We start from the raw sequence: 23,345 nt of genomic DNA, 5'->3' as shown, positions 1-23,345 counted from the left end.
ACTGTCCGAGGGCGTCTGTGCGGTGTCGCTCGGCGTAGCGGTGTCGCTCTCGGCGACGATTCGTCGGTCTGACCGACACAGCCAGCGAGAGCGAGCGTCCCACCCATCGAAGCCAGCAGTCGACGGCGTAACATACGACCAGACAGAGTCAGGACGTAAGTAAAGCTATCCGGCGTATCGGTAGGTGTACCGGTGCGGCGACCGTCAGGCCACCCGTTCGCGCACCTGCCGCACGATGCCGTCTACGTCGTAGTCGTCCTCGTGCTTGTCGTACACCGCCGCACCGTCTACGGTGACGCGAAAGACGCCGTGGTCGCCCATCACCAAACTCACGCGGTCGAGGTCGGTCTCCAGCGCGTTCAGAACCGCTCGCTGTACGTCTATCGCCCGCTCGCGGAAGCCACAGGGGACGCAGTACTCGATTTCGACCGTGGACATACCGGAGCCAGTGGGGCCGGGGCTAAATGTCTGTGGTCAGGACCGATAGCCCTGCAGCCAGCCGACGACGGTCACGTCGAAGCGGTGGACGGCATAGAGCAGGCCGACCGAGACGAGGAAGACCACCGTCGAGAGCCCGTAGGACTGGTACATCGCGGCCTGGTACAGCGTCGCCCCGACGCCGGCGAACCCGCCGACGACGGAGGCCAGGATGGGGAGCACACAGCTCACACAGGAGCACAGGCCGAGGACGCCGCCGGCGAGCCCGCCGCTGGCGTCGACGACGGTGACGTAGACCAGATAGGCGAGCGTGAGGTAGCCAGCCACCTTCCACGGCGTGAAGACGACGGCAAGCGGCGCCCCGCTGTAGACCACCGTGGGCGAAAAGCCCGGCGGCGCGGCGAGGACGAACCGCAGGCCAGCGCCCGTCCCACCGAGGCCGACGACGCCGCCGACGTAGCCGAGCAGGAGGCCGTAGCCGACGGCGACGGCCGCGGCCAGGGAGCGCCGACGGGCCGAGGCGGGGGCGGGCCGCACCCGCAACAGGACCCAGGCGGCGACGTTGAGCCAGACGAAGGGGAAGGTAAGCAGCAGTGGGTCCGTCGCGGCACCGGGCAACAGGAGCAGATACAGCATCACCAGCAGCAACTCGGTGTTCAGGACCACGGCCCACAGCGCGAGCGAGCGCCCCTCGGGGACCAGCCCGCGCCAGTCGGTGTCCAGCGTGCTCATACGGCGAGGGCGTCGACGACGATGGCCACCAGTAGCAGGCCCAGGTAGGCGTTCGAGGCGTGGAACGCCCGGAAGGCGGCCCTCTCGGTCTGCTCGCGGTGGAGCCGGATGACCGCCCAGAGGAAGACGGCGCCCACGCTCGCGGAGGTCAGGGCGTAGAGCCACCCCAGCGAGGTCAGCGCCGCCAGCACGCCCGACCCGACCAGCGTCGCGCCGAGATAGTAGACGATGTGCTTTCGCGTCTCCGTCTCGCCCCGAACCACGGGCATCATCGGGAAGCCGCCCTTCTCGTAGTCGTCCTTGTACGCCAGCGCGAGGTTGTAAAAGTGCGCGGGCGTCCACAGGAAAATGACGCCGGCCAGCGCCAGGCCGGCCGGGCCGATACTCCCCTCGACGGCGACCCAGCCGATGAGGGCCGGCAGGGCCCCCGCGGCGCCGCCGATGACCGTGTTCTGGACGGTGTTCGGTTTCAACACGAGCGTGTAGATGACGCTGTAGAACAGAATCGCGGTCAGCCCCAGCGCCGCCGCGAGGACGTTGACCTGCCAGAACAGGGCGAGCGCGGCGGCCGCGAGCGCGACGCCGAAGGCCATGGCGTTGCGCACCGGAATCCGGTGGGTCGCGATGGGCCTGTCCGAGGTCCGGTCCATCCGCTTGTCGATGTCACGCTCCAGGACGTGGTTGAACGTGCCCGAGGCGCCGATAGACAGCACGCCCCCGCCCAGCGTCAGCAGGACGGTCCGGGTCGTGAGGTCGGGGCCGGCGGCCAGCGCCATCCCGGCGGCGGCGACCAGACACAGCAGCCACATCAGCCGCGGTTTCATCAGCCGGAAGTACGCGCCCAGCGTCCACAGGACGCGCTGTCTCGTCGTGAGCAACGCGGTCGGGACCGGCGAGTCGCCTCCGTCGTCCGGTATCGGCGCCGGCGAGGGGTCGTCGACCGGCTGCTCGTCTTCGCTCCCGGTCTCGAACTCCAGGTGCCACGCGAGCGCGAGTACGAACGAGACGAAGATTGCCATTCCCACGCCGAGATGCGCGCCGGGGAGGCTCCCGGCCGCGCCGGTGGTGGCGACGAACGCCCCCAGCGCAATCTGGACCGGATACAGCGCGAGCGCGACCACCAGGGCGGCCTTGACCCGATTGCGGGTCGCCGTCCGAAGCCCCACCGCTACCGTCCCGAGCGCCAGCAAGCCGACGACCGCCGCGGTCAGTCGATGCCCGCGCGCTATCAGCAGGTCGGGTTCGGCCAGCGTCACCGGCCCCTGACACAGCGGCCAGGAGCTACAGGCGACCACGGCGTCGGTGATGGCCGCCGTCGCACCGGCGATGACCAGCAGATAGACGCCCACGGCCGTCGCGGCGAGTAGCCCGGTGAAGGTCCGACTCTCAGCCATTGGTGTAATCTTTGAGTACGGACACTTAGACTCCTCGCTTTTCCGCTCAGTCGCGGGGTCTGTCTGGAAGCCGAGCCGTGATCTCTGGTGGGAGCGCCGCTGCGAACGACAGCCAGAAAGCCCCGGGCGGTGACGGGCCCGCGCCCCCCGGTGCGTGGTTCGACGCGCCCGTCGCTCGCTTCGAGGCGACCGTCGGCGGGGTTGCCGTAGCCTGTGAGGTCGGCACCGCCACCCTCAAGAAACGTAGCGACCGCACGTCGCAGTCGCGGAGGCACAGTCAGTTCCGAGAGGCGAGACAGCAGTTATTTATCCCCGAAATACTAAGCCGCGCACATGACTCGGAGACGCGCCGGTCTGGCCGCACTCCTCGGCGCTGCGCTGCTCGCGTTCGCCGCCGAACCCGTCGCCGCACAGCCATCGGCCTCCACCACGGTCGAGCAGATATGGAACCTGAACATGAATCTGCTCTACGTGGCAATCCCGATAACCGTGCTGGTAGAGGGGATTCTCATCTACACCGTCTGGCGGTTCCGCAAGCGCGAGGAGCCGCTGCCGACGATGGAGAACCGACGGCTCGAAATCACCTGGACAGTCGCGACGGCGGTCATCCTGCTGTTCGTGGGCGTCGCCTCCTACCAGGTGCTGGCCAGCCCCTTCGTGACGGCCGAATCGACCAACCAGGCGGAGCTCCAGACCGAGGAGGTAACGCACATCGAGGTGCAGGCGTACCGCTACGGCTGGACGTTCTACTACAACGGGTCGAGCTTCGACGAGACGACCGCGGTGACCTCGACCGGGACGCTCCGGCTACCGGCCAACCAGGAAGTGAACTTGCGTATCACGTCCCGCGACTGGCTCCACGCATTCCACGTGCCGAGCCTCGGCCTGAAGGCCGACGCCTTCCCCGGCCAGTACAACCACCTGCGCACGGTCCCGACGGAGACGGGGACCTACCAGCTGTACTGTGCGGAGTACTGTGGCTCGGGCCACTCACAGATGCTCGGCACCGTCCAGGTGATGCCACAGGACGAGTACGACCAGTGGCTCCAGGAGCAGCGCACGGCGGCCAACAGCAGCGGGAACGAGACGAGCGGCGGAAACACCACGTCGGCAAACGAGACGGCGACGCCGGCCGCCACCCCGACCCCCAGCGCCACGGCCACCCCGGCCTGAGTGCGACCTTTCTTCCGGTACTGTTAGGCCGCGAACGCCCCTCACTCCTGTATGAAGTACTTCGAGGCGCTCGCGGTCGGTGACGGCGATAGCTTCGGCGACTACGAGGTCACGCGCGAGGAGGTGGTCGAGTTCGCGGGGCAGTACGACCCACAGCCGATGCACACCGACCCCGAGGCGGCGGCGGCGTCGATGTTTGGCGGGCTGGTCGCCAGCGGGTGGCACACGGCGGCGATGACGATGCGGCTCCTGGTCGACGGCCGGCTGGCCGACTCGCGGGCGCTGGGCGCGCTCGGCGTCGACTCGCTCCGGTGGCCCGAGCCGGTCCGGCCCGGCGACAGGCTCTCGGTCAGCACGGAGATTCGCGAGAAAGAGCCCTTCGACGAGGAACGGGGTCGGGTCGCCATCGCCGTGACGACGACGACCCAGCACGGAGACACCGTCCTCTCGATGGTGGCACAGGTCCTCTGGGAGCGCCGCTAGCCCCGGTATCAGCGGCGGTGCGTTAGCAGTCAGCAGCGCAGCGAGTCCGACCTATAGCCGGTCGACCAGCCAGCATGGGTGGGGCTTTCCGGCTGTTTGCGGTCAATTTCTCGTAGCTAAACGCTACCGTATCAGCAGACGTTGGCCGTGGCGTAGACGGCGCCCGTGCTCGTGACCGTGACGCCGACACCGATTCGGTCGGCGTTCCCGTAGAACAGCCGCTCGCGGAAGAGCCCGGTCGACAGCCAGTCGTCGGTCAGGGCCGCGGCGACGGCGGTGTCGTTCGCGTTGAACCGCTGGGTGCCGTCATCGGGGTACTCCTGTCCGGCGTAGGTCCGGCCGACGGCCTCCAGCGCGTCGTTCTCGGCGTCTTCGATGTAGCTCTCGACCTGGAACTGGCAGGTACTGTAGAGGTCGTACTGCCGGTAGCGGTCGGCGCTTGTCACCCCGTCGATGGTGTGTCTGACGAGGCCGGCCTCGGCCATGGCGTCGCTGTGACCGGCCGCCATCGCACGCAGGTTCTCCGTCGTGGTCCCGGTGGTCGACAGCGGCTCCAGCCCCTCGGCCTCGCGGGCGTCGTTGACGTCGGCCACGATGGCGGCGCTGACGTTTCGCTCGTTGAACTCGCGCGGGGGAATCCGCTCGCGGTCGGCGGCCGGTTCCTCGTCGTCACCCTCGGACGGCGTCGGCGTCGCGGCGGGCTCGGCCGCCGGCGTCGGGGTGGCCGACGAGTCGGTCCCGTCCGGCGTGTCGGCCTGTGGTCCCGCGTCGGTGGCCCCCGGCGCGGCGCCACCGACCTGCATCCCGACGAAGACCCCCGTTCCGAACACGGCAAACAGCACGACTGCGGCGAGACTGAGGAAGGCTTTGTTGACCATCTGACCCCCAGTAGTATGTACAATCATGTAAGTGTGTACCCTCTCCGCAGCCGTCGGAAAAGAACATAAGTCAGGGGTGGCGAGGGACGATATGGTCGAGAACGTCATCTGGCCGGTCGCGTTCGACGCGGAGCGCTCGCGCAGCGAGGGGCGTCGCGTCCCGACCGACCTGGCGGTGGCAGAGCCGACGGTAGACGAGATAGCGAAGGCGGTCCAGCAGGTCGGCTACGACGCCGTCATCGAACGGGACAAGACGTACCCCCGCGAGCGGGAGCAACGCGGCCGCGTCGTCGTGAAAGACGCCGACGACGCCACGAAGACCGACCTCCTGGGCGCCGTCGCCGCCTACATGCAGGTGCTGCGCGAATGAGGCGTGTCGGCTCGGTCGAACGGCTGGCACAGGGGCTGGCCGTCGTCCGGGCCACCGACGAGGGCTACGCGGACATCGGCTCGACGCTCGTCGACGAGGAACTCACGTCGGTCGGAGAAGTCGTCGACGTGTTCGGGCCCGTCGAGCGGCCGTACATGGCCGTCTCGCCCGCCAGCGGGGTCCACATTCCGGCGCTGCTGGGCTCGCCGCTGTACGCCCGCTGAGAGCCGCGGGTGTGCCGGTGTGGCGGCCACGTGACTCCGTAACGCTGAAAGCCGGCCCTGCGTGACGGGAGACATGGACAGACGCTGGCGTGTCGCCGCCGGGTGTTCGCTCATCGCGGCTATCTTCCTGTTCGTCCAGGTGGGCGCGCTCGCGCTGGTCGAACCGTTCAAATCGGCCGGGTACCAGGCCGTCGAGGACCCCTCCGACCCGACCAACAGCGTCGTCTACGTCGGCGCGATTCTGGTCGCGACGGCCGGGATGTTGCTCGCGTTCAAGTACGACGCCGACCAGTTGATTCGGGGCGTCATCGTCTTCTCCTCGGCGTGGCTCTCGCTGTACATCTTCCGGCTCGTCGCCCCGCCGCTGCTCGTCGTCGGCGGGTTCAACGTCCTCGCGCTCGCGCTGGCGACGGGACTGGGCGTCGGACTGCTCGTCTACCCCGAGTGGTACGTCATCGACACAGCCGGCGCGGTGATGGGGGCGGCCGCGGCCGGCCTCTTCGGCATCAGCTTCGGCATCCTCCCCGCCCTCCTCTTGCTGTCGGTGCTCGCGGTGTACGACGCCATCAGCGTCTACGGCACCGAACACATGCTGACGCTCGCCTCCGGGGTGATGGACCTCAGGGTGCCCGTGGTGCTCGTGATTCCGCTGTCGCTGTCGTATTCGTTCCTCGACGCGACGACGCCGGACCCGACGGCCGACGAGGAGGGGGACGGGGAGACAGCGCAGGACGACGCCGGTGGGAACGGCGAGACAGCAGCGGACGGGGAGCCGGCGGATGGCGGCGAAGCCGCCGAAGACGAGATGACCCAGGGACCGCTGGAGCGCGACGCGCTGTTTATCGGTCTGGGCGACGCCATCATTCCCGCCATCCTCGTCGCCAGCGCCGCCTTCTTCGCGCCCGCGAGCGTCCGGACGGTACTGGGAGTCCCGCTCCCGGCCGTCACGGCCGGCGTCGGAACCTTCGTCGGCCTCGCGGTGTTGCTGTGGATGGTGCTCAAGGGGCGAGCCCACGCCGGGCTGCCGCTGCTGAACGGCGGGACCATCGCGGGCTACCTGCTGGGGGCTGTGGCGGCCGGCATCGGCCTCGTGGAGGCGCTCGGGCTGGCGCCGTACGTCTAGCGCTCCATCGCCTGGCTCGCGGGCGCGAAGTCGATTTCCTCGCCCACCCCTTCCTCTATGGCCCGGTCGTAGAGCAGCTTCGCGGCCGCCACCGTCTCGATGGCCGTGCCGCCGGAGTCGAAGACGGTGATGTCCTCGGGCGATTGCCGGCCCGGCGCGTCGCCGACGAGCACGTCGCCCAGTTCGGCGTGGACGTGGTCCTCGTCGACGACCCCTTCGTCCATCGCGTGGATGAACGACCCAGCGTCCTTCGTGACGCGGGCCCGGAGGTCGGGGACGTACGTCGCGCGTTCGATGGTGGCGGTGTCGAGTTCGCGCTTCTCGGGGTGGTACTGCCCCATCGAGGTGACGTGGGTGCCCGGCTCCAGCATCTCGCCGTCGAACACCGGTTCGTCAGCGTCGGTCGCGGTGATGACGACGTCGGCGCCCTCGACGGCGGCCGCCGAGGAGGCCACCGCGGCGACGGTGGCGTCGAGTTCCTCGTTCATCGCCGCGGCGAAGTCCTGGCGGTGTGACTGCGTCGGCGAGTACACCTCCACGCGGTCGAAGTCCCTCACCGTCGCGGTCGCCCGCAACTGGGCGCGGGCCTGCGTGCCGCTACCGACGACGGCGAGGTCCGCGGCGTCGACCGGGGCCAGGGCGTCGACGCCGACCGCGCCGACCGCGCCGGTCTTGTGGGGGTTCATGCTCGCGCCGTCGAGCAGCGCCAGCGGCGCCCCGGAGTCGGCGTCGAATATCGGCAGGGCGAAGTGGGCGTCCCGGTCGCCGAAGCCGGCGGCGTAGGTGTACCCGCCCATCGCGCCCGTCTCCGGGAGGACGGCGAGATAGCCGGTCAGCATCCCGGCCGGCGCGTCGCTGAACAGCGTCGTCCGCGGTTCGGCCGGGGCCCCGCGGCCGCGCTCGCGGTAGGCCGCACGGACAGGGTCGACGTACTCCTCGGGGCGAGCCAGCTCGGCGATTTCGGCGCTCGTCAGAAACAGGGCGGTCGACATGGACGACGGTAGGGTCGACTACTCCTTAATGGCGATGGGCGAGAGAACACGGGGCGCGTCGACGGTCGGGAGAGACGAGTCAGTCGGCGGTCTGGAGCGGCTCCGACTGGACGGTCTCGGTCGGAACGGGGTCGACCGGGGCGTTGACGAACATCGCGTGACCGATGAGACCGACGGCGACGACCGACGCCAGCGGAATCGCAGTCGTCAGCGCGAAGCCAGCCAGCACGAGACTACCAGTGATTCCGGCCATAGCGAGCGGGATAAGCCCGAGAACAATGTCATAATAACCCGTCATGATTGTGAATTATAGTATGGGAGATGGGTACATAAGTGTTTCGCGTAAATCCTGTATAGTATTTCCTGTAGGCACCGGATACTTCCCTGCATTAATCTCTATGTATTTCTCATAAGTTATGAGAATATAGCTACCCGTCTCCGAGTCCGTCACCGAACCCCGAGTCTCCCGATATTGGCCTGGGGATGCCTCATACAGCCGTCTCTTCTCTCCGTTCCCCGTTCCGGTGTCTCTCCGAACCGATTTCGCTCCGGAGACCTGCCGCGGCCACCGGGGAGGCCGAAGGGGCCGCCGCGTCGAGCGAGGCCCCACATCAGTCGGTGACAGCGCCACCTGGTGTTTTCAGATTCTGAAATCGGCCGGCCCCTGTTATACGGGCCTGACCGCGTCATTTTTTGGAATGATAACTGGGACAGAGTACTTATAATCGGTAACCAGATACCAGATACTGGAGGGAGTGTCCCGGGGCCTGCCCCGGCGAAATCAATGAGTACGAACGCCACGGACGATTCGAACGACGCCCGAAGCGAGGAACCGGCACGGCGATACGCCGAGTTGAACATCGGTGACGAGGAGTTCGTCATCTACGACCGGGAGAACCACCAGGCGTGGATCCAGTCGTCTGCGTCCCTCGACGTAGCCGACCTCCGGTAGGTGCCGCGGGGCGGCTCCGGCAACCGACAGCGGACAGTTCTACGACCGATTAGCGCCCGAGTGCCATCGTCGCGACGACCCGCCAGCCACACAGCAGCAGGCCGCCGACGACCACCGAGACGACGGCGAACGTGAGCGCGGCGTCGCCGTGGAAGACGCTCGTGGCCCGCAGCGCCTGGGCGATGGCGACCGCGACGACCCAGCTGAGCAGCGTCACGAGCGTCGCGTTCGCGAGCGTTCCCGGCGCGTCACTGGCGTACAGCCCGGCGACGCCGGCCACGAGCAGCCAGCCGACGAGGAACGGCACGAAGGTCCCGGCGACTCGGCCCACGTCGACGAGCGGGTTGTAGCCGTGCGTGTACTCGCCGACGGCGACGAACAGCAGGATACCGCCCAGGTCGCCGGCCGCCAGCAGGGCCGTCTTCGAGGAGAGGTCGATGCGGCTCCGGTCGGCCGTCGCAACGCTCATACTCCGGCTTGGCACTCCCCCTACTTCGGTGCCCCGTTTTCCGCCACGCAGACGGGGCGTCGACCGACAAATGCTCACCGTCGGGGTGAGAACTACGTGCCAGGCCACGTAATGCGGGGTATGGAGTTCGCGCTGTGTGGCTGGCCCGAGGACGCCCACCCGCTCCGACTGGACTACCGGGAGTTCGCCTACGCCGGCAAGTTCGTGATGACGACGACCGGCAAGGCCGTCGTCGGCGACGACGGCGTCGTGGCCGCCGCGGCGTTCGACGAGGACCGGACCGACTCCGACACGCTCTGTGTCCGCTACGTCACCGTCCGACGGGACCGACAGGGGGAGGGAATCGGCCCGCTCCTCCTGCGGTTCGTCCGCGAGCGCGCCGTCGAACGGGGGTACGACCGGCTCACCATCGGCGCGAACAACCCCTTCTCCTACCAGGCGGCCTACCGCGCGGGCTTTTGCTTCGCCGGCGAGGAGCGGGGCCTGGGCGAACTCACGCTCGAATGGCCGGGGGACCGAACCACCGGGCGGTACCAGTCGGGCCTGGCCGTGTTCCGCCAGCGCGACCTCTCCGAGGGCGAGCAGGCGTTTCTGGACGACAAACACGACGGCGAGCCGCCCCCCGTGGTCGACCCGCCGACGTGACCGTCCCGGGAGATTCAAGCGCCCCACTCCCCAACCCCCGCCCAATGGGAAACGCTGACCTCCGAACGCTCGCTGCCATCGAGGACGTCGCCTTCGAGGACCTCGACGGCGACGTCGTCGCCGTCGACGCGCACAACTGGCTCTATCGGTATCTCACGACGACGGTGAAGTTCACGAGCGACCACAAGTACACGACGGCGGCGGGCGAGGAGGTGGCGAACCTCATCGGCGTGGTCCAGGGGTTGCCGAAGTTCTTCGAACACGACCTCACACCGGTGTTCGTCTTCGACGGTGCCGTGACCGAACTCAAGGACGACGAGGTCGAGAAGCGCCGCGAGCAGCGCGAGAGATACGAGTCCCAGTTGGAAGACGCCCGCGAAGCGGGCGACTCGGTCCGGGTGGCGAAGCTCGACTCGCGCACGCAGCGCCTGACCGAGACCATCGTCGAGACGACCCGCGAGCTCCTGGAACTGCTCGACGTGCCCGTCGTCGACGCGCCCGCCGAGGGCGAGGGCCAGGCGTCCTACATGGCCCGTCAGGGCGACGTGGACTACGTCGGCACCGAGGACTACGACGCCCTGCTCTTTGGCGCGCCCCGCACCCTCAGGCAGTTGACATCCAGTGGCGACCCGGAGCTGATGGACTTCGAGGCGACCCTCGACGCGACCGGCCTGACCTGGGAGCAACTGGTCGACGCGGCCATCCTCATGGGGACGGACTTCAACGAGGGCATCTCGGGTATCGGGCCGAAGACGGCCGTGAAGCTCCTGAAAGAACACGGCGACCTCGTTTCGGTGCTGGATGCGCGGGGCGACCACATCGACCACGCCGACCGCATCCGGTCGCTGTTTCTGGACCCGGCCGTGACCGACGACTACGAGATTCCGACGGAGATAGACCCCGACCTGGCGGCCGCCCGCGCGTTCGTCACCGAGGAGTGGGAGGTCGACGCCGAGGAAGTGCGCCGCGGGTTCGAGCGCATCGACGACTCGGTCGTCCAGACCGGACTGGACCGCTGGACCTGACGGTCGGGACGGCGCTGCCCCTCAGAGGTCGTCGAGCCGGGCGTCCTCGTGAGCGTCCAGTCGGAACTGGTCGACCATCTCGAACACCTCCTCGCTCATGACGTTGAGGTCCTGCGAGCGGCCGGCGACCTGGTCCATGGCGCTTGCCTGCTCGTCGAGGCCGGCGGATATCTGCTGGACGGACGCCGTTATCTCCTCGGAGAGCGCCGAGCTATCCTCGACGACCGCTGCGACCTCCTCGGCGTTCTCGGCCTGAGTCTCGACCGCGTCCGTTATCTCCCCGACGCCGGCGCTGGTCTGTTCGACCCGCGTCTGTATCCCGTCGAGGCGGTCGCCGACGGTCTCGACGGCGTCGGCCCCCTCTTCGACCTCCTGGTTCGCCTCTCGGATGCTGTCGACGACCTCGTCGGTCTGGGACTGCAGTTCCTCGATGATGCTCGCGATGTCGTCGGCCGACGCCTGAGAGTCCTCGGCGAGCGATTTGACCTCGTTGGCGACGACGGCAAAGCCCTCGCCCGCGTCGCCGGCGCGGGCGGCCTCGATGTTGGCGTTCAACGCGAGCATGTTCGTCTGCTCGGCGATGTCGGCTATCATCTCGACTATCTCTTCGACCTCCTCCATCTTCTCGTCCAGCGAGTCTATCTCGCCGGCGACCTCGCTGGCGGCGTCGGTCGCCGAGCGAATCTGTCCGACGGCCGTCTCGACCTCCGAGACGCCCTCGGCGGCCAGCTCTTCGGCTTCGGCCGAGCGGGCGTCTATCTGCTGAATCGACGCGGTAATCTCCTCGATGGACGCAGAGAGGTCGTCGACGTGCTGGGTGGCCCGCTGGGTCTGTTCGGCGAGGTCCTCGGCCCCGCCGGCCAGTTCGGTCGAGGAGGCGTCTATCTGCTGGATGGAGGCGGTCACCTCCTCCGCCGAGGCCGAGAGGTCCTCGCCCGTCTCTGCGAGGTCGTCGGACTGGTCGGTCAGAGACTCGACGACCTCGCGGATGTTGTAGACGGCCATCCCGAGGTTGGCGTTCATCTCCTCGAACTCCTCGTGGACTGCCTGCACCGCCTCGAAGTCACCGTCGGGCTCGGGGACGCGCGGGTCGATGGTCAGGTCGCCCTCCGCCAGCCGTTCGAGTTTGTCCTCGAGGTCGTCAAGCACCCGGCGCTGGTAGCGCTCCAGTCGCTCCGTGCGGCGCTCCTGTGCCCGTCGCTCGGTGATGTCTCGCAACACGACCATCGCCCCGGCGCAGTCGCCGTCGTCGTCGTACAGCACCGAGACGGTCTGGCTGACCGGCGTGGTGTCGCCGTCGACGGTCAGCGTGTCTTTACGTGCCTGGACGTCCCGTTGCTCTTCCAGCGCCGTCTCGACGACGTCGCCGACGCCGGCGTCCAGGTCAGCGACCGCCCCGTCCCTGGCGGCCGGTCTGGTCGTCCCGAACAGCTCGGTTGCCTGACTGTTGATATGCGTGACGACGCCGCTGTCGTCGGTCACGACGGTCGGGTGTGCGAGCCCGTCGAGGACGCTCCGGAGCATCGCCCGGGCCTCGTCGGAGCGGTCGCCCGCGTCCGGTCCTGGCGAATCGGGCCGTATCTCGCCCGGCTCCAGCCTGGTCGGCCCGTCCGCGTCGGCCTCGTCCTCGGTCGAGTCCCCCTCCTCACCGTACGCGTCGACGACGGATGCCAGTAGGTGCAACATCTGTATGGTACTAGCACTCACACAGGAATAGCCCCTCTGCCAAGCCCAGTAGGGCGTCGTCCAGGCGGCCCTAAGCATATAGGGCCGTCAGTATCAACGGTGAGACTGAGCTACTGCGCCCCGATATCTCCGTGTTCGACGGTCCGCTGGACGAGCTTCGCTTCGGCCCGACGGAGGTGTTCCAGAAAGGTCGGCGCGGCGATGCCGAGCGAGTCGGCGACTTCCTCCGCGGTGCTCTCCCGTGGCCAGTCGTAGAAGCCGCGTTCGTGGGCCACGACCAGCGCCTCGCGTTGCCGGTCCGTGAACCCGGCGGTCGCCGCGCCCGAGCCGCCGTCGCCGTGTTCCCGACGAGCCAGCAGTTCGACGCCGTCGTACTGCGTGGTGAGCAGGCGGGTGAACTCGCTGACCAGCTTCGCGGAGGGGAAGGTCACGACGAGACGGCCCCGACCCGCCTCGACGTGTAGCTCCTCGAAGGTGCCGCCGTGGTCGGCGACGGGCTCGCCGAGAGACGGCCCCGTGACGTGGAGTTCGAACCGCGCGCCCTCGTCGGTGTCGGTCGCTCTGACGACGTCGAGACCGTGGCTGTCCCGACCGCACGTCTCGACGGTCACAGCGGGGACACCGTCGGCGATACCGTAGACGAGCGACCCCCCGTCCGACCGCGGGACGACGCGTCGAACGGTCACCGGCGCGTCGAGGGCCTCGGCGAACGCAAACACCGCGGTCGGCTGGGCGGCCATGCCAAAGACGAGCTGGACCTGCTGGTCCGACAGCAGCGCCTGTCGCTGTTCGACGGCGGCCATGCTGTAGGCGACGGTCGCGGCGAAGTCGGCGAGCACGTCCCGGGTCTCCTCGTCGAAGGCCTCGGCGGTGTTCGCGTACACCGAGAGCGCGCCGTAGGGCACGCCGTTGTGCCGCAGCGGGAAACTCGCGGTCGCCCGGTAGTCCCGGTTCAGCGCCGCGCGCTGCCACTCCCCGCTTCGCAGGCCGTCCGCGACCGTGTTGTGGACGACCGGCTCCGTGCCGGTGGCCGCGCCGACCGTCGGCTCCGCAGACCCGGGACCGAGCGACACCGCGTCGAGATACCCGCTCTCGGCGCCGGCGGTCGCGTTCACGTTCACGCGGCCGTCGACGTGGTCGAACTCGCCGACGCAGACGAGCCGGTAGCTGTCGATGGCCGCCAGCCCCTCACAGACGAGCGCGGCTATCTCCTCGCGCGTGGTCGCGCCCACGAGGTCGTGAGAGATTCGCCTGATGCGGTCGTTGACCGCGTCCAGGCGTTCGAGCCGGCGGTTCTGCTCGCGCAGTTCCCGTTCGCGCCGGCGGAGCCGGCGGTCGCGCTCGACGCGCTCGTAGGCCGCCTGGGCGGTCGCCGCGAGCAGGTCGGCCAGTTCCGCGGTCCGCTGGTCGTACGCCCCCGCGTCGGTGGAGCCACAGATGAGCACGCCGTAGTCGCCGATGGGGATGAAAAGCTCCGAGCGAACCGGCGTCGCCTGGTCGTAGACGTCGTCGTCGGTCGTCACGTCGTCGTACATCCGGCGCTCGCCGTCGACGAACACCGCCCAGGCGATGCCGTCGCCCGGCCCGAACGTCGGCGGCTCCCCCACGAGGTCCCGGGTAGCCTCTGGAACACCCTCGGGTCGCAACCGGTTGGCCCGTTCGTCGAACCGGTAGACGCCGACCGCCTCGATGTCGAGAATCTCGTCGGCGGCGGCCGCGATGGTCTCGCTGACCGCCGTCGAGCGCTCGACGCCCAGCAGCGACCGGCTGACGTCGTGGAGTTCGGTCAGCGTCCGCTCGTGGGCGCGTCGGTCGCTCACGTCCCGGGCGACCAGCACGGTCCCGCGATGGTCGCCGTCCTCGGTCAGGAGCGCCACGCGGGCCTCGGCCGGAACCGTCGAGCCGTCCCGTCGTTCCATCCCGACCGTCAGCGAGGGGACCTCGGCCCCGTCGCTGGCCGCGGCCTCCTCGACGCGTCGCAGGGTCCGCTCGGCGTCGGCGTCGGACAGCAGCGTCGCGAGCGGCGCCCCGAGCAGCGCCTCGCGGTCGTAGCCGGTCAGCGCACAGACGGCGTCGCTGACCATCCGGAATCGCCCCTCGTCGTCGAGCCGGCAGATGGGGTCGGCGGCGGTGTTCACCGCCGTCTCGTACGCAACGAGCTCCTGTTCGCGCTCCTTCTCTGCGGTCACGTCCCGCTGGAAGCCGACGAAGTTGACCACCTCGCCGTCCTCCCGAACGGGGTGTACCTGGAGGCGACACCAAAACTCCGTGCCGTCCGGCCGGTAGTTGCGAAGTTCGGTGATGATACTCTCCCCCGCGTCGATGGCCTCGCGTATCTCGCGGACGGTCTCGGGGTCCGTGTTCTCCCCCTGAAGGAACCGGCAGTTGCGCCCGATGGCCGCCTCGCGGTCGTAGCCGGTCACCCGTTCGAACCCCTCGTTGACGTAGACGAGCGGGTTGTCGGCCCGGTCGGGGTCCGAGACGGTGATACCCATCGCCGCCTCGTCCATCACCCGGTCTTTCAGCCGGAGTTCCGCCCGGCGCTCGCGCTGGGAGAGCTCGTAGCGGACCCACTGGGTCAGCAGCTTCACGAACGTCCGCTCCTCGGCGGTGAACGAGCGCGAGCGGGCCCGCTCGTCCGCGAAGCAGATGGTGCCGTAGAGCCCCTCTAGCTCGATACGCCCGCCCAGGTAACACGAGAGGCCGAACCGGTCGACGGCGTCGTCGCTCACCCACTCGACGTCGCGGACGTCGCTGAACCCGACGATGTCGTCGCTCTGGATCGTGTGCTCACAGTACGCGTCCGACAGGGGCGCGCTGGCGCCGGCCTGTAGCTGGTCGCTGTCGCCTACGGCGGCGACGACGTGCTGGGTGCCGTCCTCGATGCGCGTGACGAAGCCGTAGGGGAGCCCGAGCCGCCGACAGCCGATACGGGCGACGGACTCCAGCCACGCCTCGACCGAACCGGCGTGGTCGAGTTCGTACAGCGCCTCAAGCGCGTCGATGGTCGCCTCGGAGAGCGCCGTCGACTCGCTGGTGCCGACGGCGCGGAGGACCACGTCTGCGACCCCACCGGGGTCGGTCGGCGAGCACACCGCGGTGACCCCCGCGGCGTCGGCGAGCACCGACGGCACGTCGCCGACGACGACGGTCGGGAGGGCGAACTGGTCCGTGACGACGGCCGCGAGTTCGACGCCCGTCAGGGAGGCCGTCTCGGCGGCGGTCAACACGCAGTCGACAGGTCGCTCGTCCAGACCGTCCAGGGCCGCCGCCCCGTCCTCGACGGTCTGTACGTCCAGCGCCCGGTCTGTGAGCGCGTCGGTAACGGCGGTGCCGACGTCGACGGCGAGAACCGTCGGCGCCGGGCTGCTCGGGTCGGACATCAGGGTAAGTGACGCCGGCTAGGGAAAACGCCCGTTAAAGTCTACGGGTGGAAATATCACGCCCGATAACACGCCCGGGGCCGGGGCGACGGCGTGGGCGGACCGGTGGCTTTTACGAGCGGGCGACCGACCCCTCCGGTATGAGCGACGAGTTCAGAACCGAACGGGACAGTCTCGGGGAGATGCAGGTGCCGGCGGACGCCTACTGGGGGGCACAGACCCAGCGGGCCATAGAGAACTTCCCCATCAGCGACGTGACCTTCGGGCGGCGGTTCGTCCGCGCGCTCGGTGTCGTCAAGAAGGCCGCTGCCCAGGCCAACCGGGACCTCGGGCTCGTCGACGAGGAGACGGCCGACTGCATCGTCGAGGCCACAGACGAGGTCATCGCCGGCGACCACGACGACCAGTTCCCGGTCGACGTGTTCCAGACCGGCTCGGGGACCTCATCGAACATGAACGCCAACGAGGTCATCTCGAACCGCGCCACCGAGATACACGGCGGCGAAATCGGCAGTCGCGAGATTCACCCCAACGACCACGTCAACTTCGGGCAGTCCAGCAACGACGTGATTCCGACCGCGATGCACGTCGCCAGTCTGGAGGCCGTCGAGAAGGACGTGATTCCGGGCCTGGAGACGCTGCGTGACGCGCTGGCCGAGCAGGAAGCCGAGTTCGAGAACGTCGTCAAGACCGGCCGGACCCACCTCCAGGACGCCACGCCCATCACGCTGGGTCAGGAGTTCTCCGGCTACCGGACCCAGGTCGAGAAAGGCATCGAACGCGTCGAGGACACCCGCGACCGCCTGTCGGAACTCGCGCTGGGTGGCACCGCCGTCGGGACGGGGCTGAACACCCACCCCGAGTTCCCCGAGAAGGCGGCCGAGTACATCAGCGAGGAGACCGGCGTCGACTTTCGCGAGGCCGACAACCACTTCGAGGCCCAGGCCGCCCACGACGCGATGGCCGAGGCCCACGGGGCCCTGCGCACGGTCGCGGGGTCGCTGAACAAGATCGCCAACGACCTCCGGCTGCTGGCCTCCGGCCCGCGCAACGGCCTGGGCGAGATAGACCAGCCCGAGAACCAGCCCGGCTCCTCCATCATGCCCGGCAAGATAAACCCCGTCGTCGCCGAGTCGGTCAACCAGCTTCACAAGCAGGTCGTCGGCAACGACGCCGCCGTCGCCGCCGGCGCCGCGGAGGGCCAGATAGACCTGAACCTCTACAAGCCCGTGATAGCCTCGAACTTCCTGCAGTCCGCGCGGCTCATCGCCAACGGCAGCGAGGTGTTCGCCGAGAAGTTCGTCGCCAAGCTAGAGGCGGACGCCCAGCACTGCGAGGAGCGCGTCGAGCAGTCGATGGCCCTGGCGACGGCGCTGAACCCCGCCATCGGCTACGACAAAGCGAGTAAAGTGGCGAAGAAAGCGCTGGCGGAGGGCAAGACCATCCGAGAGGTCGTCCTCGACGAGGGGTATCTCGACGAGGACGAGGTCGACGAAGTGTTGGACCCGAAGAAGATGACCGAGCGCGGAATTCTGGGCGATGAGTAATCGGCGAGCGGAGCGGTGCGTGCGCGAACCGTAGTCGTCGCCCACGCGGCTGCTCAGGCGTTGACGCTACCTTTGCCGGTGGAACTATCCCGTTTCCATTCGAAACTGACGTCGTATCTGACCATGGACCCGGACCGTTCAGTGGAGAGGACGCCCTCTTTACACAGCTTTTCCAGTAGGGGTTCGACCATCGAGTACGAGATTCGAACCTCCCACTGCTGGGCCAGTGCTCGGCGGATGAATCGTTTGTTCGCGGGTCCGTCACTCGAAAGGTAATCGAGGATGTCTTCCTCGATCTGGGACTGTGGCATCTACCTCTCACTGGAGGCCATGGGTTAATAAACGTGCGCGGATACGGATTCGAGTAAATAGTTAGAAAACGAGCCGTAGAGGCGACTACGAACCGAATTGGAGAATACCCTGAACCTGTTCATACCGCCCGATATTCCGCGAAACCAACCGATGTCTGATACTCCTGAACCCACCCCGGGACCAGGCGTCGAGGGCACTACCACGCGCCACGGAGCTAGACGGTGCCACATACTGCATACAGCCAGTGCAGTGTCCAGCAAGGGTTCGCGCGAACGGAGTGAGCGCGATTCACTGCCCGTGAGGTGAGGCCGAGCGTGCAGCCTATTTGGCGTAGAATTTTGCGGCGAGCGGTTCCCGCGGCGAGCGACGTGAGCGAGGATATGCGAAGCGAAAGCAGGGACAGTCTCGCTGGGTACACAGCAGAAGACTCGAAACCGGTCGCCGACGCCGACGAGGTCAGTGAGACGAGGTTGGAGAGAGGGGGTTCGCCGGGGCCACAGCTCGTCACCTGACCGACTGCGCGGGTGCCGAGGACCGAAGGGAGCGTTTTTTGCCCCCCGGTCCCGCAGTCGTCGGTAATGACTGACGCCGATTTCGACTACGAGGGTCTGGGGCTCGTAGCCGGCCTGGAAATCCACCAGCAACTGGACACGGCCACGAAACTGTTCTGTGCGTGTCCGACCGAGCTGCGCGAACCCGAGGAATCGGACCACCGCTTCACCAGATACCTCCACCCGACCAAGAGCGAACTGGGCGAGATAGACGACGCCGCCCTGGAGGAGAGCATGGTCGACCGGGAGTTCGAGTACCTGGCCTACGACACCACCTGCCTCGTCGAGGAGGACGACGAGCCGCCGGGCCGCGTCGACCGGGAGGCCATGGAGACGGCCATGGAGATAGGCCAGCTGATGGACATGCACGTCGTCGACCAGGTGAACGTGATGCGCAAAATCGTCGTCGACGGCTCCAACACCACCGGGTTCCAGCGCTCGATGCTGGTCGCCAACGACGGCGAGATTCAGACGAGCGAGGGCCCGGTCGGCATCGAGGACATGCTGCTTGAGGAGGAGTCCTGCCAGCGCGTCGAAGAGACCGACGACGGCGTTCGCTTCTCGCTCGACAGACTCGGGATTCCGCTGGTCGAAATCGGCACCAAGCCGGACATCGCCTCGCCCGAGCAAGCCCGCGAGGCCGCCCAGCGCATCGGGATGTTGCTGCGCTCGACGGGGAAGGTCAAACGCGGGCTGGGGACCATCCGCCAGGACGTGAACGTCTCCATCGCCGAGGGTGCCCGCATCGAACTGAAAGGCGTCCAGAGCTTAGACGACATCGACGACCTGGTGCGCAACGAGGTCCGCCGGCAGGTCGAACTCGTCGACATCGCCGCCGAACTGGGCGAGCGCGACGCGTCGGTGGGCGAGCCACGGGACGTGACCGACGTGTTCGAGGACACGGAGTCGGGGGTCATCGGCGGCGCCCTCGACAGCGGCGGCGAGGTCCACGCCGTACGGCTGGCGGGCTTCGACGGGCTGGTCGGCCGGGAGATACAGCCCGACCGTCGCCTGGGGACCGAGTTCTCCGACCACGCCAAGCGCCACGGCGCCGGCGGCATCTTCCACACGGACGAGCTACCGGCCTACGGCGTCACCGAGGACGAGGTCGACGCGCTGCGCGAGGCCGTGGGGGCCGGGCCCGAGGACGCCGTCGCTCTGGTGGCGGACGACCCACACACCGCCGAACTGGCAATCGAGGCGGTCGTCGAACGCGCCGAGACGGCCATCGACGGCGTGCCCGAGGAGACCCGCGACGCCCTGCAGGACGGCACCTCCCGCTATCTCCGCCCGCTGCCCGGCGCGGCGCGGATGTACCCCGAGACGGACGTGCCGCCCGTCGAACCCGACCCGAGCGAGGTCGAGACGCCGGAACTGCTCACCGAGAAGGTCGCCCGTTACGAGTCCGACTACGGCCTCGATTCGGGGCTGGCCGAGCAGGTGGCCTACGGGCAGCGGTGGCCGCTGTTCGAGTCGGTCGTCGCCGAGGGCGTCGACGCGACGCTCGCTGCGGGCGTTCTCGAATCGACGCTGACCGAACTCCGACGCGACGACGTGCCCGTCGAGGCGCTCACAGACACCCACCTCCGGGAGACGCTCGAACTCGTCGACGGCGGCGACGTACCCCGCGAGGGGGTCGAGGACCTGCTCTCGGCGCTGGCAGACGAGCCCGGCCTCACCGCCGAGGCGGCCGTCGAGCGGGAGGGGCTGGGCGGCGTCAGCGACGAGGCGGTACGCGAGGCCGTGGTCGAGGTCGTCGAGCGCAACGCCGACCAGGTCGAGACCGAGGGGATGGGCGCGTTCTCGGGTCTCATGGGCGAGTGCATGGGAGCGCTTCGCGGGAAGGCCGACGGCGACACTGTCAGCTCCGTGTTGCGCGAGGAGATTCAGAAACGGGGGTGACGACGGTAGCTGTCAGTCGCCTATACAATAGCTTTCTAAGACGCGGCCGCTTACTTCCGATATGTTTACCGTTGGGTCGCAGTTGCCGGTCGAGGGAGTCCCTCCGGGGTCGACGCTACTCGTCGTCGGGCCGCCGATGACCGGCAAGCGGACGCTCGCGCTGCAGTTGCTGGCGGCGGGCTTCGACGAGGAAGGCGTCGCCGTCGTCTCGACTGACAGCAGCGCCGCGGACGTCCGGACCGACATGGCCCAGTACGCCGACAGTCCGCCCGAGCAGTTGCCGATGGGCGTCGTCGACTGCGTGGGAGAGTCCCACGGGTCGGGGTCGCTGGGCCCGCTCGACAGCCGAGTGAGCTCGCCGGCGGACCTCACGGGTATCGGGATGTCGCTGACGACGCTGCTGGAACGGCTCTACAGCGACCACTCGGAGCGGCTCCGGGTGGGTCTGCTCTCGCTGACGACGATGTCGATGTACGCGACCCCCGAACAGGTGGTACGCTTCCTCCACGTCGTCACCAACCGTATCAGGGAGGCAGACGCCGTGGGGTTCGTCGTCGCCCACTCCGACACGATGGACGAGGAACACCTCCAGCGGCTCCGGTCGTTCGTGGACGGGGTCGTCGAAGTCCGCGAACGCGACGACGAGATGGAACTGCGCGTGGTCGGACTGCCCGAGGGCAACACCGAGTGGACGAGCTTCGGGAGCGACCACCGTCCCGAGGTAGCGCCGACCCCGTCGGCCGACGGGGAGGAGCCGACAGAGAGCGAGCGCGCTCTCACGGACGGCGACGCCGAACCGCCGGCTGCCCCCGACACCTCGGCGGCTGTGGCGGCCGACGACGACTCGCTCCAGGAGATATTCGACGCGGTGGAGGCCGACGCGCCCACGCTGACCGTGAGCAACTATCAGGGGCCCCCGGAGGAGCTGGCCGTCGTCGAGCGCTACTTCGACCGCCACGGCGTCGAGGTCCGGGAGGCCTCGATGGACGTCGCGGCGCCGCGGTCCGTGGCGCTGTTGCACCGCGGCGACGACCTGCTGGCCAGCGAGACGGTGCAGGCGGTCCGTAGCGCTATCGACATCGATTCGGGAACGACAGACACCTTCGAACAGCGCCACACGAGCGACCTGCTGACGAACCTGGACCAGTCGGTGTACGGGGCGTCGGCCGCCAACAAGGAACTGCTCATCGACGTGAGCCACAGCGTCGAACTGCTGGCCAACCGGACCGGTACCGGACGGCTACACGCCGGCTTCCAGCACCTGTCGAACCTGGTCGACGACGCCCAGGCCGCCCGCATCTACGGGCGCCTCGCCCAGAGCGGCGTCGACGTGCACGTCTACGGTATCCCGGACACCGAGACGACGGTTCCTGGCGTGACGGTTCACGAGCACGACACCCCCGAGATAGCCGAGTCGTGGTTCGTCGTCTACGACGGGGGCGGCGACCCGGACCGGCAGGCCGCCCTGCTGGCCCACGAACTCGGGGCCGCCGACGAGTACGACGGGTTCTGGACCTACGAGAGCGACATCGTCGCCCGCATCGACGACTACCTGACCGCGACGTATCTCGACGGCGAACTGGCAGTCGACGGCCGCGCCGACTGACGCGGTCGGCTATTCCTCGTCGGCCCGCCGCTCGCGGGTCGTCGCTTCGACCCGTCCCCGAGCGCGCCGGAACACGCCTCGCAGCGTCTTCGCCTCCCGGCCCGTGGGGTGGGCGCGGCCGACCAGTCGGCGGAAGAGCCGCCGAACGCGGTGGCGTTTCTCCTCGGGGTGGTCGATGGTGTCGAGGAACGTCGAGAACTCCTCGTGGAGCCCCTCGACGGCCGTCTCGTCGGCTCTGGCGTGGAGGTCGTCGGGGTGCTGGTCGCGCTCGACGGTCAGCCCGCGCAGTTCGTAGAGGACGATGGTCGCGGCCTGGCCGAGGTTCAGGACGGGGTAGTCGGCGCTGGCCGGAATCGAGCAGATTTCGTCCAGTCGTTCGAGTTCGTCGTTAGTCAGCCCGACCCGCTCGCGGCCGAAGACGACGCAGGTGTCGCTGTCGACGCCGGCCAGCGAGTCGGCCAGTTCGGCGGGCGTCTTCGCCGGATACCGGACGTGACTGGAGTCGTCCTCGTTGGTGGTCGCGGTACAGGCGACGGTGTGGTAGTTCTCGACGAGGTGGTCGAAAGAGACCTCGCGGGCCGCCGGCAGGATGTCCTCGCGGGCCTGCCCGGCGAAGCCGTAGGCCTCGCCGTCGGGGTCGAGTTCGGGCGGGTCCACGAGCAACAGGTCCGACAGCCCGAAGTTCTTCATCGACCGGGCGATAGTGCCGACGTTGCCCGGCGTCTCGGCGTCGACGACGGCCACCGATATCATACGTCGAGGTCGTCGAGGTCGATGTCCATCGCGTCGAGGTCCTCCTCCGCTAGCCCGTCGATTTCCTCCTCGAAGCCGGGGATGGCCTCGTTTCGGCCCGGCGCGTCCGGCAGGGACGTCGGGTCCTCGTCGACGTGTTCCAGCCCCTCGTAGCCCTCGGGCGCGCGATGCCCGTCGAGGAACCACTGGTGGAAGGCGTCCCGGAGTTCGAGTTCGCCGGCGAACTCTTTGCCCCCGTCCTCGCGGAACCAGTAGAGGAAGTCCGGTTCGTGGGCCGAACACAGCACCACCTCGCCGCGTGGCTCGCCGTAGATGACCTCGGCGACGTTGCACTCCTCGATGCGGTTCTCTCCGTAGGCCAGCCAGCAGGCGTCACAGGGGTCGACGACGCGGTCGGCGAGCACGAGGATTCGCTGGCGGTCCGCCGGGTCCATCGTCGCCAGCGGACGCACCCGGCCGTCCTCGCCTAACACGTCCTCGTCGAATCGCCAGCCGCGCAGCCCGATGTTGACCTTGCCCATACGCCACGTTGGGCGACTGCGAGGTTAAAAGGGCGCGATGTCCACGCCGCCGGGCGACCCGGACGGTCGTGCTGGCCGGAGAGCGGCGGCTGACGGGGAGGTGGCCACCAGTTACACGCCAGGTGTGAGTAAGAGAAAGCTTATACCGGAGGCGTCAAAACACTGGCGTGAAAGCCGGAAGGGCAC

The 23,345-nt window shown here is 68.3% G+C and carries 24 protein-coding genes; 12 read left to right on the top strand and 12 right to left on the bottom strand.

Annotated features, from left to right (window positions below; all coding sequences use genetic code 11):
* Positions 1-204 precede the first annotated feature (204 nt).
* From NDI86_RS05315 to NDI86_RS05305, 3 genes are read right to left on the bottom strand one after another with little or no spacing between them, the layout of a single operon-like run.
* Positions 205-438 carry an Rdx family protein gene (locus tag NDI86_RS05315; protein WP_310899364.1) on the bottom strand — a complete coding sequence of 78 codons (234 nt, stop codon included), beginning with the start codon at positions 436-438 and terminating at the stop codon, positions 205-207.
* Between the two features lie 36 nt (positions 439-474).
* Positions 475-1,170: a DUF7546 family protein gene (locus tag NDI86_RS05310; protein WP_310899363.1), complete on the bottom strand. Its 696-nt coding sequence runs from the start codon at positions 1,168-1,170 to the stop codon at positions 475-477.
* Complete coding sequence (locus tag NDI86_RS05305; RefSeq protein WP_310899362.1) at positions 1,167-2,564, bottom strand: heme o synthase; 1,398 nt, start codon at positions 2,562-2,564, stop codon at positions 1,167-1,169. Before NDI86_RS05305 ends, NDI86_RS05310 begins: the two co-directional genes overlap by 4 nt.
* 333 nt (positions 2,565-2,897) lie before the next feature.
* Here NDI86_RS05305 and coxB point away from each other — a divergent pair, with 333 nt between their 5' ends.
* Complete coding sequence (gene coxB, locus NDI86_RS05300) at positions 2,898-3,737, top strand: cytochrome c oxidase subunit II (protein ID WP_310899361.1); 840 nt, start codon at positions 2,898-2,900, stop codon at positions 3,735-3,737.
* Between the two features lie 51 nt (positions 3,738-3,788).
* Positions 3,789-4,220, top strand: a complete 432-nt coding sequence (locus NDI86_RS05295; protein ID WP_310899360.1) for a MaoC family dehydratase — start codon at positions 3,789-3,791, stop codon at positions 4,218-4,220.
* Positions 4,221-4,351: 131 nt separating this feature from the next.
* On the opposite strand, the gene NDI86_RS05290 is transcribed toward NDI86_RS05295, so the two are convergent.
* Positions 4,352-5,098, bottom strand: a complete 747-nt coding sequence (locus NDI86_RS05290) for a CAP domain-containing protein (RefSeq protein WP_310899359.1) — start codon at positions 5,096-5,098, stop codon at positions 4,352-4,354.
* 91 nt (positions 5,099-5,189) lie between these two features.
* Here NDI86_RS05290 and srp19 point away from each other — a divergent pair, with 91 nt between their 5' ends.
* From srp19 to NDI86_RS05275, 3 genes are all read left to right on the top strand, one after another.
* The gene (gene srp19 / locus NDI86_RS05285) at positions 5,190-5,468 is read left to right on the top strand and encodes a signal recognition particle subunit SRP19 (protein ID WP_310899358.1); all 279 of its coding nucleotides are present in this window, start codon (positions 5,190-5,192) and stop codon (positions 5,466-5,468) included.
* The gene (locus NDI86_RS05280; protein WP_310899357.1) at positions 5,465-5,692 is read left to right on the top strand and encodes an H/ACA ribonucleoprotein complex subunit GAR1; all 228 of its coding nucleotides are present in this window, start codon (positions 5,465-5,467) and stop codon (positions 5,690-5,692) included. The genes srp19 and NDI86_RS05280 overlap by 4 nt, the downstream gene beginning before the upstream one ends.
* Positions 5,693-5,765: 73 nt before the next feature.
* Positions 5,766-6,815 carry a presenilin family intramembrane aspartyl protease PSH gene (locus NDI86_RS05275; RefSeq protein WP_310899356.1) on the top strand — a complete coding sequence of 350 codons (1,050 nt, stop codon included), beginning with the start codon at positions 5,766-5,768 and terminating at the stop codon, positions 6,813-6,815.
* Here the strand turns inward: NDI86_RS05275 and NDI86_RS05270 are convergent.
* Positions 6,812-7,807, bottom strand: a complete 996-nt coding sequence (locus NDI86_RS05270; RefSeq protein ID WP_310899355.1) for an ornithine cyclodeaminase family protein — start codon at positions 7,805-7,807, stop codon at positions 6,812-6,814. The two genes, NDI86_RS05275 and NDI86_RS05270, sit on opposite strands and share 4 nt — an antisense overlap.
* A gap of 79 nt (positions 7,808-7,886) precedes the next feature.
* On the bottom strand, positions 7,887-8,105 hold the full coding sequence (locus NDI86_RS05265; RefSeq protein ID WP_310899354.1) for a DUF8015 family protein: 219 nt from the start codon (positions 8,103-8,105) through the stop codon (positions 7,887-7,889).
* Between the two features lie 486 nt (positions 8,106-8,591).
* On the opposite strand from NDI86_RS05265, the gene NDI86_RS05260 reads away from it, so the two are divergent.
* Positions 8,592-8,759 (top strand): DUF7331 family protein, encoded by a 168-nt coding sequence (locus NDI86_RS05260; RefSeq protein ID WP_310899353.1) that lies wholly within the window; start codon positions 8,592-8,594, stop codon positions 8,757-8,759.
* A 49-nt stretch (positions 8,760-8,808) separates the two neighbouring features.
* Here the strand turns inward: NDI86_RS05260 and NDI86_RS05255 are convergent, their stop codons facing one another.
* Positions 8,809-9,228 carry a DUF3054 domain-containing protein gene (locus NDI86_RS05255; RefSeq protein WP_310899352.1) on the bottom strand — a complete coding sequence of 140 codons (420 nt, stop codon included), beginning with the start codon at positions 9,226-9,228 and terminating at the stop codon, positions 8,809-8,811.
* A 120-nt stretch (positions 9,229-9,348) separates the two neighbouring features.
* On the opposite strand from NDI86_RS05255, the gene NDI86_RS05250 reads away from it, so the two are divergent.
* Both NDI86_RS05250 and fen read left to right on the top strand, forming a co-directional pair.
* Positions 9,349-9,873 carry a GNAT family N-acetyltransferase gene (locus tag NDI86_RS05250; RefSeq protein WP_310899351.1) on the top strand — a complete coding sequence of 175 codons (525 nt, stop codon included), beginning with the start codon at positions 9,349-9,351 and terminating at the stop codon, positions 9,871-9,873.
* A 44-nt stretch (positions 9,874-9,917) separates the two neighbouring features.
* Positions 9,918-10,898 (top strand): flap endonuclease-1, encoded by a 981-nt coding sequence (fen, locus tag NDI86_RS05245; protein WP_310899350.1) that lies wholly within the window; start codon positions 9,918-9,920, stop codon positions 10,896-10,898.
* Positions 10,899-10,919: 21 nt separating this feature from the next.
* Here fen and NDI86_RS05240 read toward each other — a convergent pair whose 3' ends face one another.
* Both NDI86_RS05240 and NDI86_RS05235 read right to left on the bottom strand, forming a co-directional pair.
* A complete protein-coding gene (locus tag NDI86_RS05240) occupies positions 10,920-12,584 on the bottom strand; it encodes a methyl-accepting chemotaxis protein (protein ID WP_310899349.1) in 1,665 nt (554 codons plus the stop codon).
* A 110-nt stretch (positions 12,585-12,694) separates the two neighbouring features.
* Positions 12,695-15,967 (bottom strand): PAS domain S-box protein, encoded by a 3,273-nt coding sequence (locus NDI86_RS05235; protein WP_310899348.1) that lies wholly within the window; start codon positions 15,965-15,967, stop codon positions 12,695-12,697.
* Positions 15,968-16,107: 140 nt separating this feature from the next.
* Between NDI86_RS05235 and NDI86_RS05230 the strand changes: the two genes are divergently transcribed.
* On the top strand, positions 16,108-17,514 hold the full coding sequence (locus tag NDI86_RS05230) for a class II fumarate hydratase (protein WP_310899347.1): 1,407 nt from the start codon (positions 16,108-16,110) through the stop codon (positions 17,512-17,514).
* A 53-nt stretch (positions 17,515-17,567) separates the two neighbouring features.
* On the opposite strand, the gene NDI86_RS05225 is transcribed toward NDI86_RS05230, so the two are convergent.
* Complete coding sequence (locus tag NDI86_RS05225) at positions 17,568-17,825, bottom strand: BlaI/MecI/CopY family transcriptional regulator (RefSeq protein WP_310899346.1); 258 nt, start codon at positions 17,823-17,825, stop codon at positions 17,568-17,570.
* 369 nt (positions 17,826-18,194) lie between these two features.
* On the opposite strand from NDI86_RS05225, the gene NDI86_RS05220 reads away from it, so the two are divergent.
* The 3 genes from NDI86_RS05220 (at position 18,195) to NDI86_RS05210 (ending at position 21,885) form a co-directional block, all read left to right on the top strand.
* Complete coding sequence (locus NDI86_RS05220; protein WP_310899345.1) at positions 18,195-18,338, top strand: hypothetical protein; 144 nt, start codon at positions 18,195-18,197, stop codon at positions 18,336-18,338.
* Positions 18,339-18,404: 66 nt separating this feature from the next.
* Positions 18,405-20,279, top strand: coding sequence for a Glu-tRNA(Gln) amidotransferase subunit GatE (gene gatE, locus NDI86_RS05215; RefSeq protein ID WP_310899344.1), 1,875 nt, complete (start codon positions 18,405-18,407; stop codon positions 20,277-20,279).
* Between the two features lie 61 nt (positions 20,280-20,340).
* On the top strand, positions 20,341-21,885 hold the full coding sequence (locus NDI86_RS05210) for a DUF7504 family protein (RefSeq protein ID WP_310899343.1): 1,545 nt from the start codon (positions 20,341-20,343) through the stop codon (positions 21,883-21,885).
* Positions 21,886-21,894: 9 nt separating this feature from the next.
* Here the strand turns inward: NDI86_RS05210 and NDI86_RS05205 are convergent, their stop codons facing one another.
* Both NDI86_RS05205 and NDI86_RS05200 read right to left on the bottom strand, forming a co-directional pair.
* Positions 21,895-22,638, bottom strand: a complete 744-nt coding sequence (locus tag NDI86_RS05205) for an RNA methyltransferase (RefSeq protein ID WP_310899342.1) — start codon at positions 22,636-22,638, stop codon at positions 21,895-21,897.
* Positions 22,635-23,159, bottom strand: a complete 525-nt coding sequence (locus NDI86_RS05200) for a DUF8114 family protein (protein WP_310899341.1) — start codon at positions 23,157-23,159, stop codon at positions 22,635-22,637. The genes NDI86_RS05205 and NDI86_RS05200 overlap by 4 nt, the downstream gene beginning before the upstream one ends.
* Positions 23,160-23,345 lie beyond the last annotated feature (186 nt).

The organism is Haloarcula onubensis (genome assembly GCF_031624605.1).
In the GTDB taxonomy this organism is placed as follows: Archaea; Halobacteriota; Halobacteria; order Halobacteriales; family Haloarculaceae; genus Haloarcula; species Haloarcula onubensis.
This window is presented reverse-complemented; position numbering and strand designations above follow the sequence as displayed.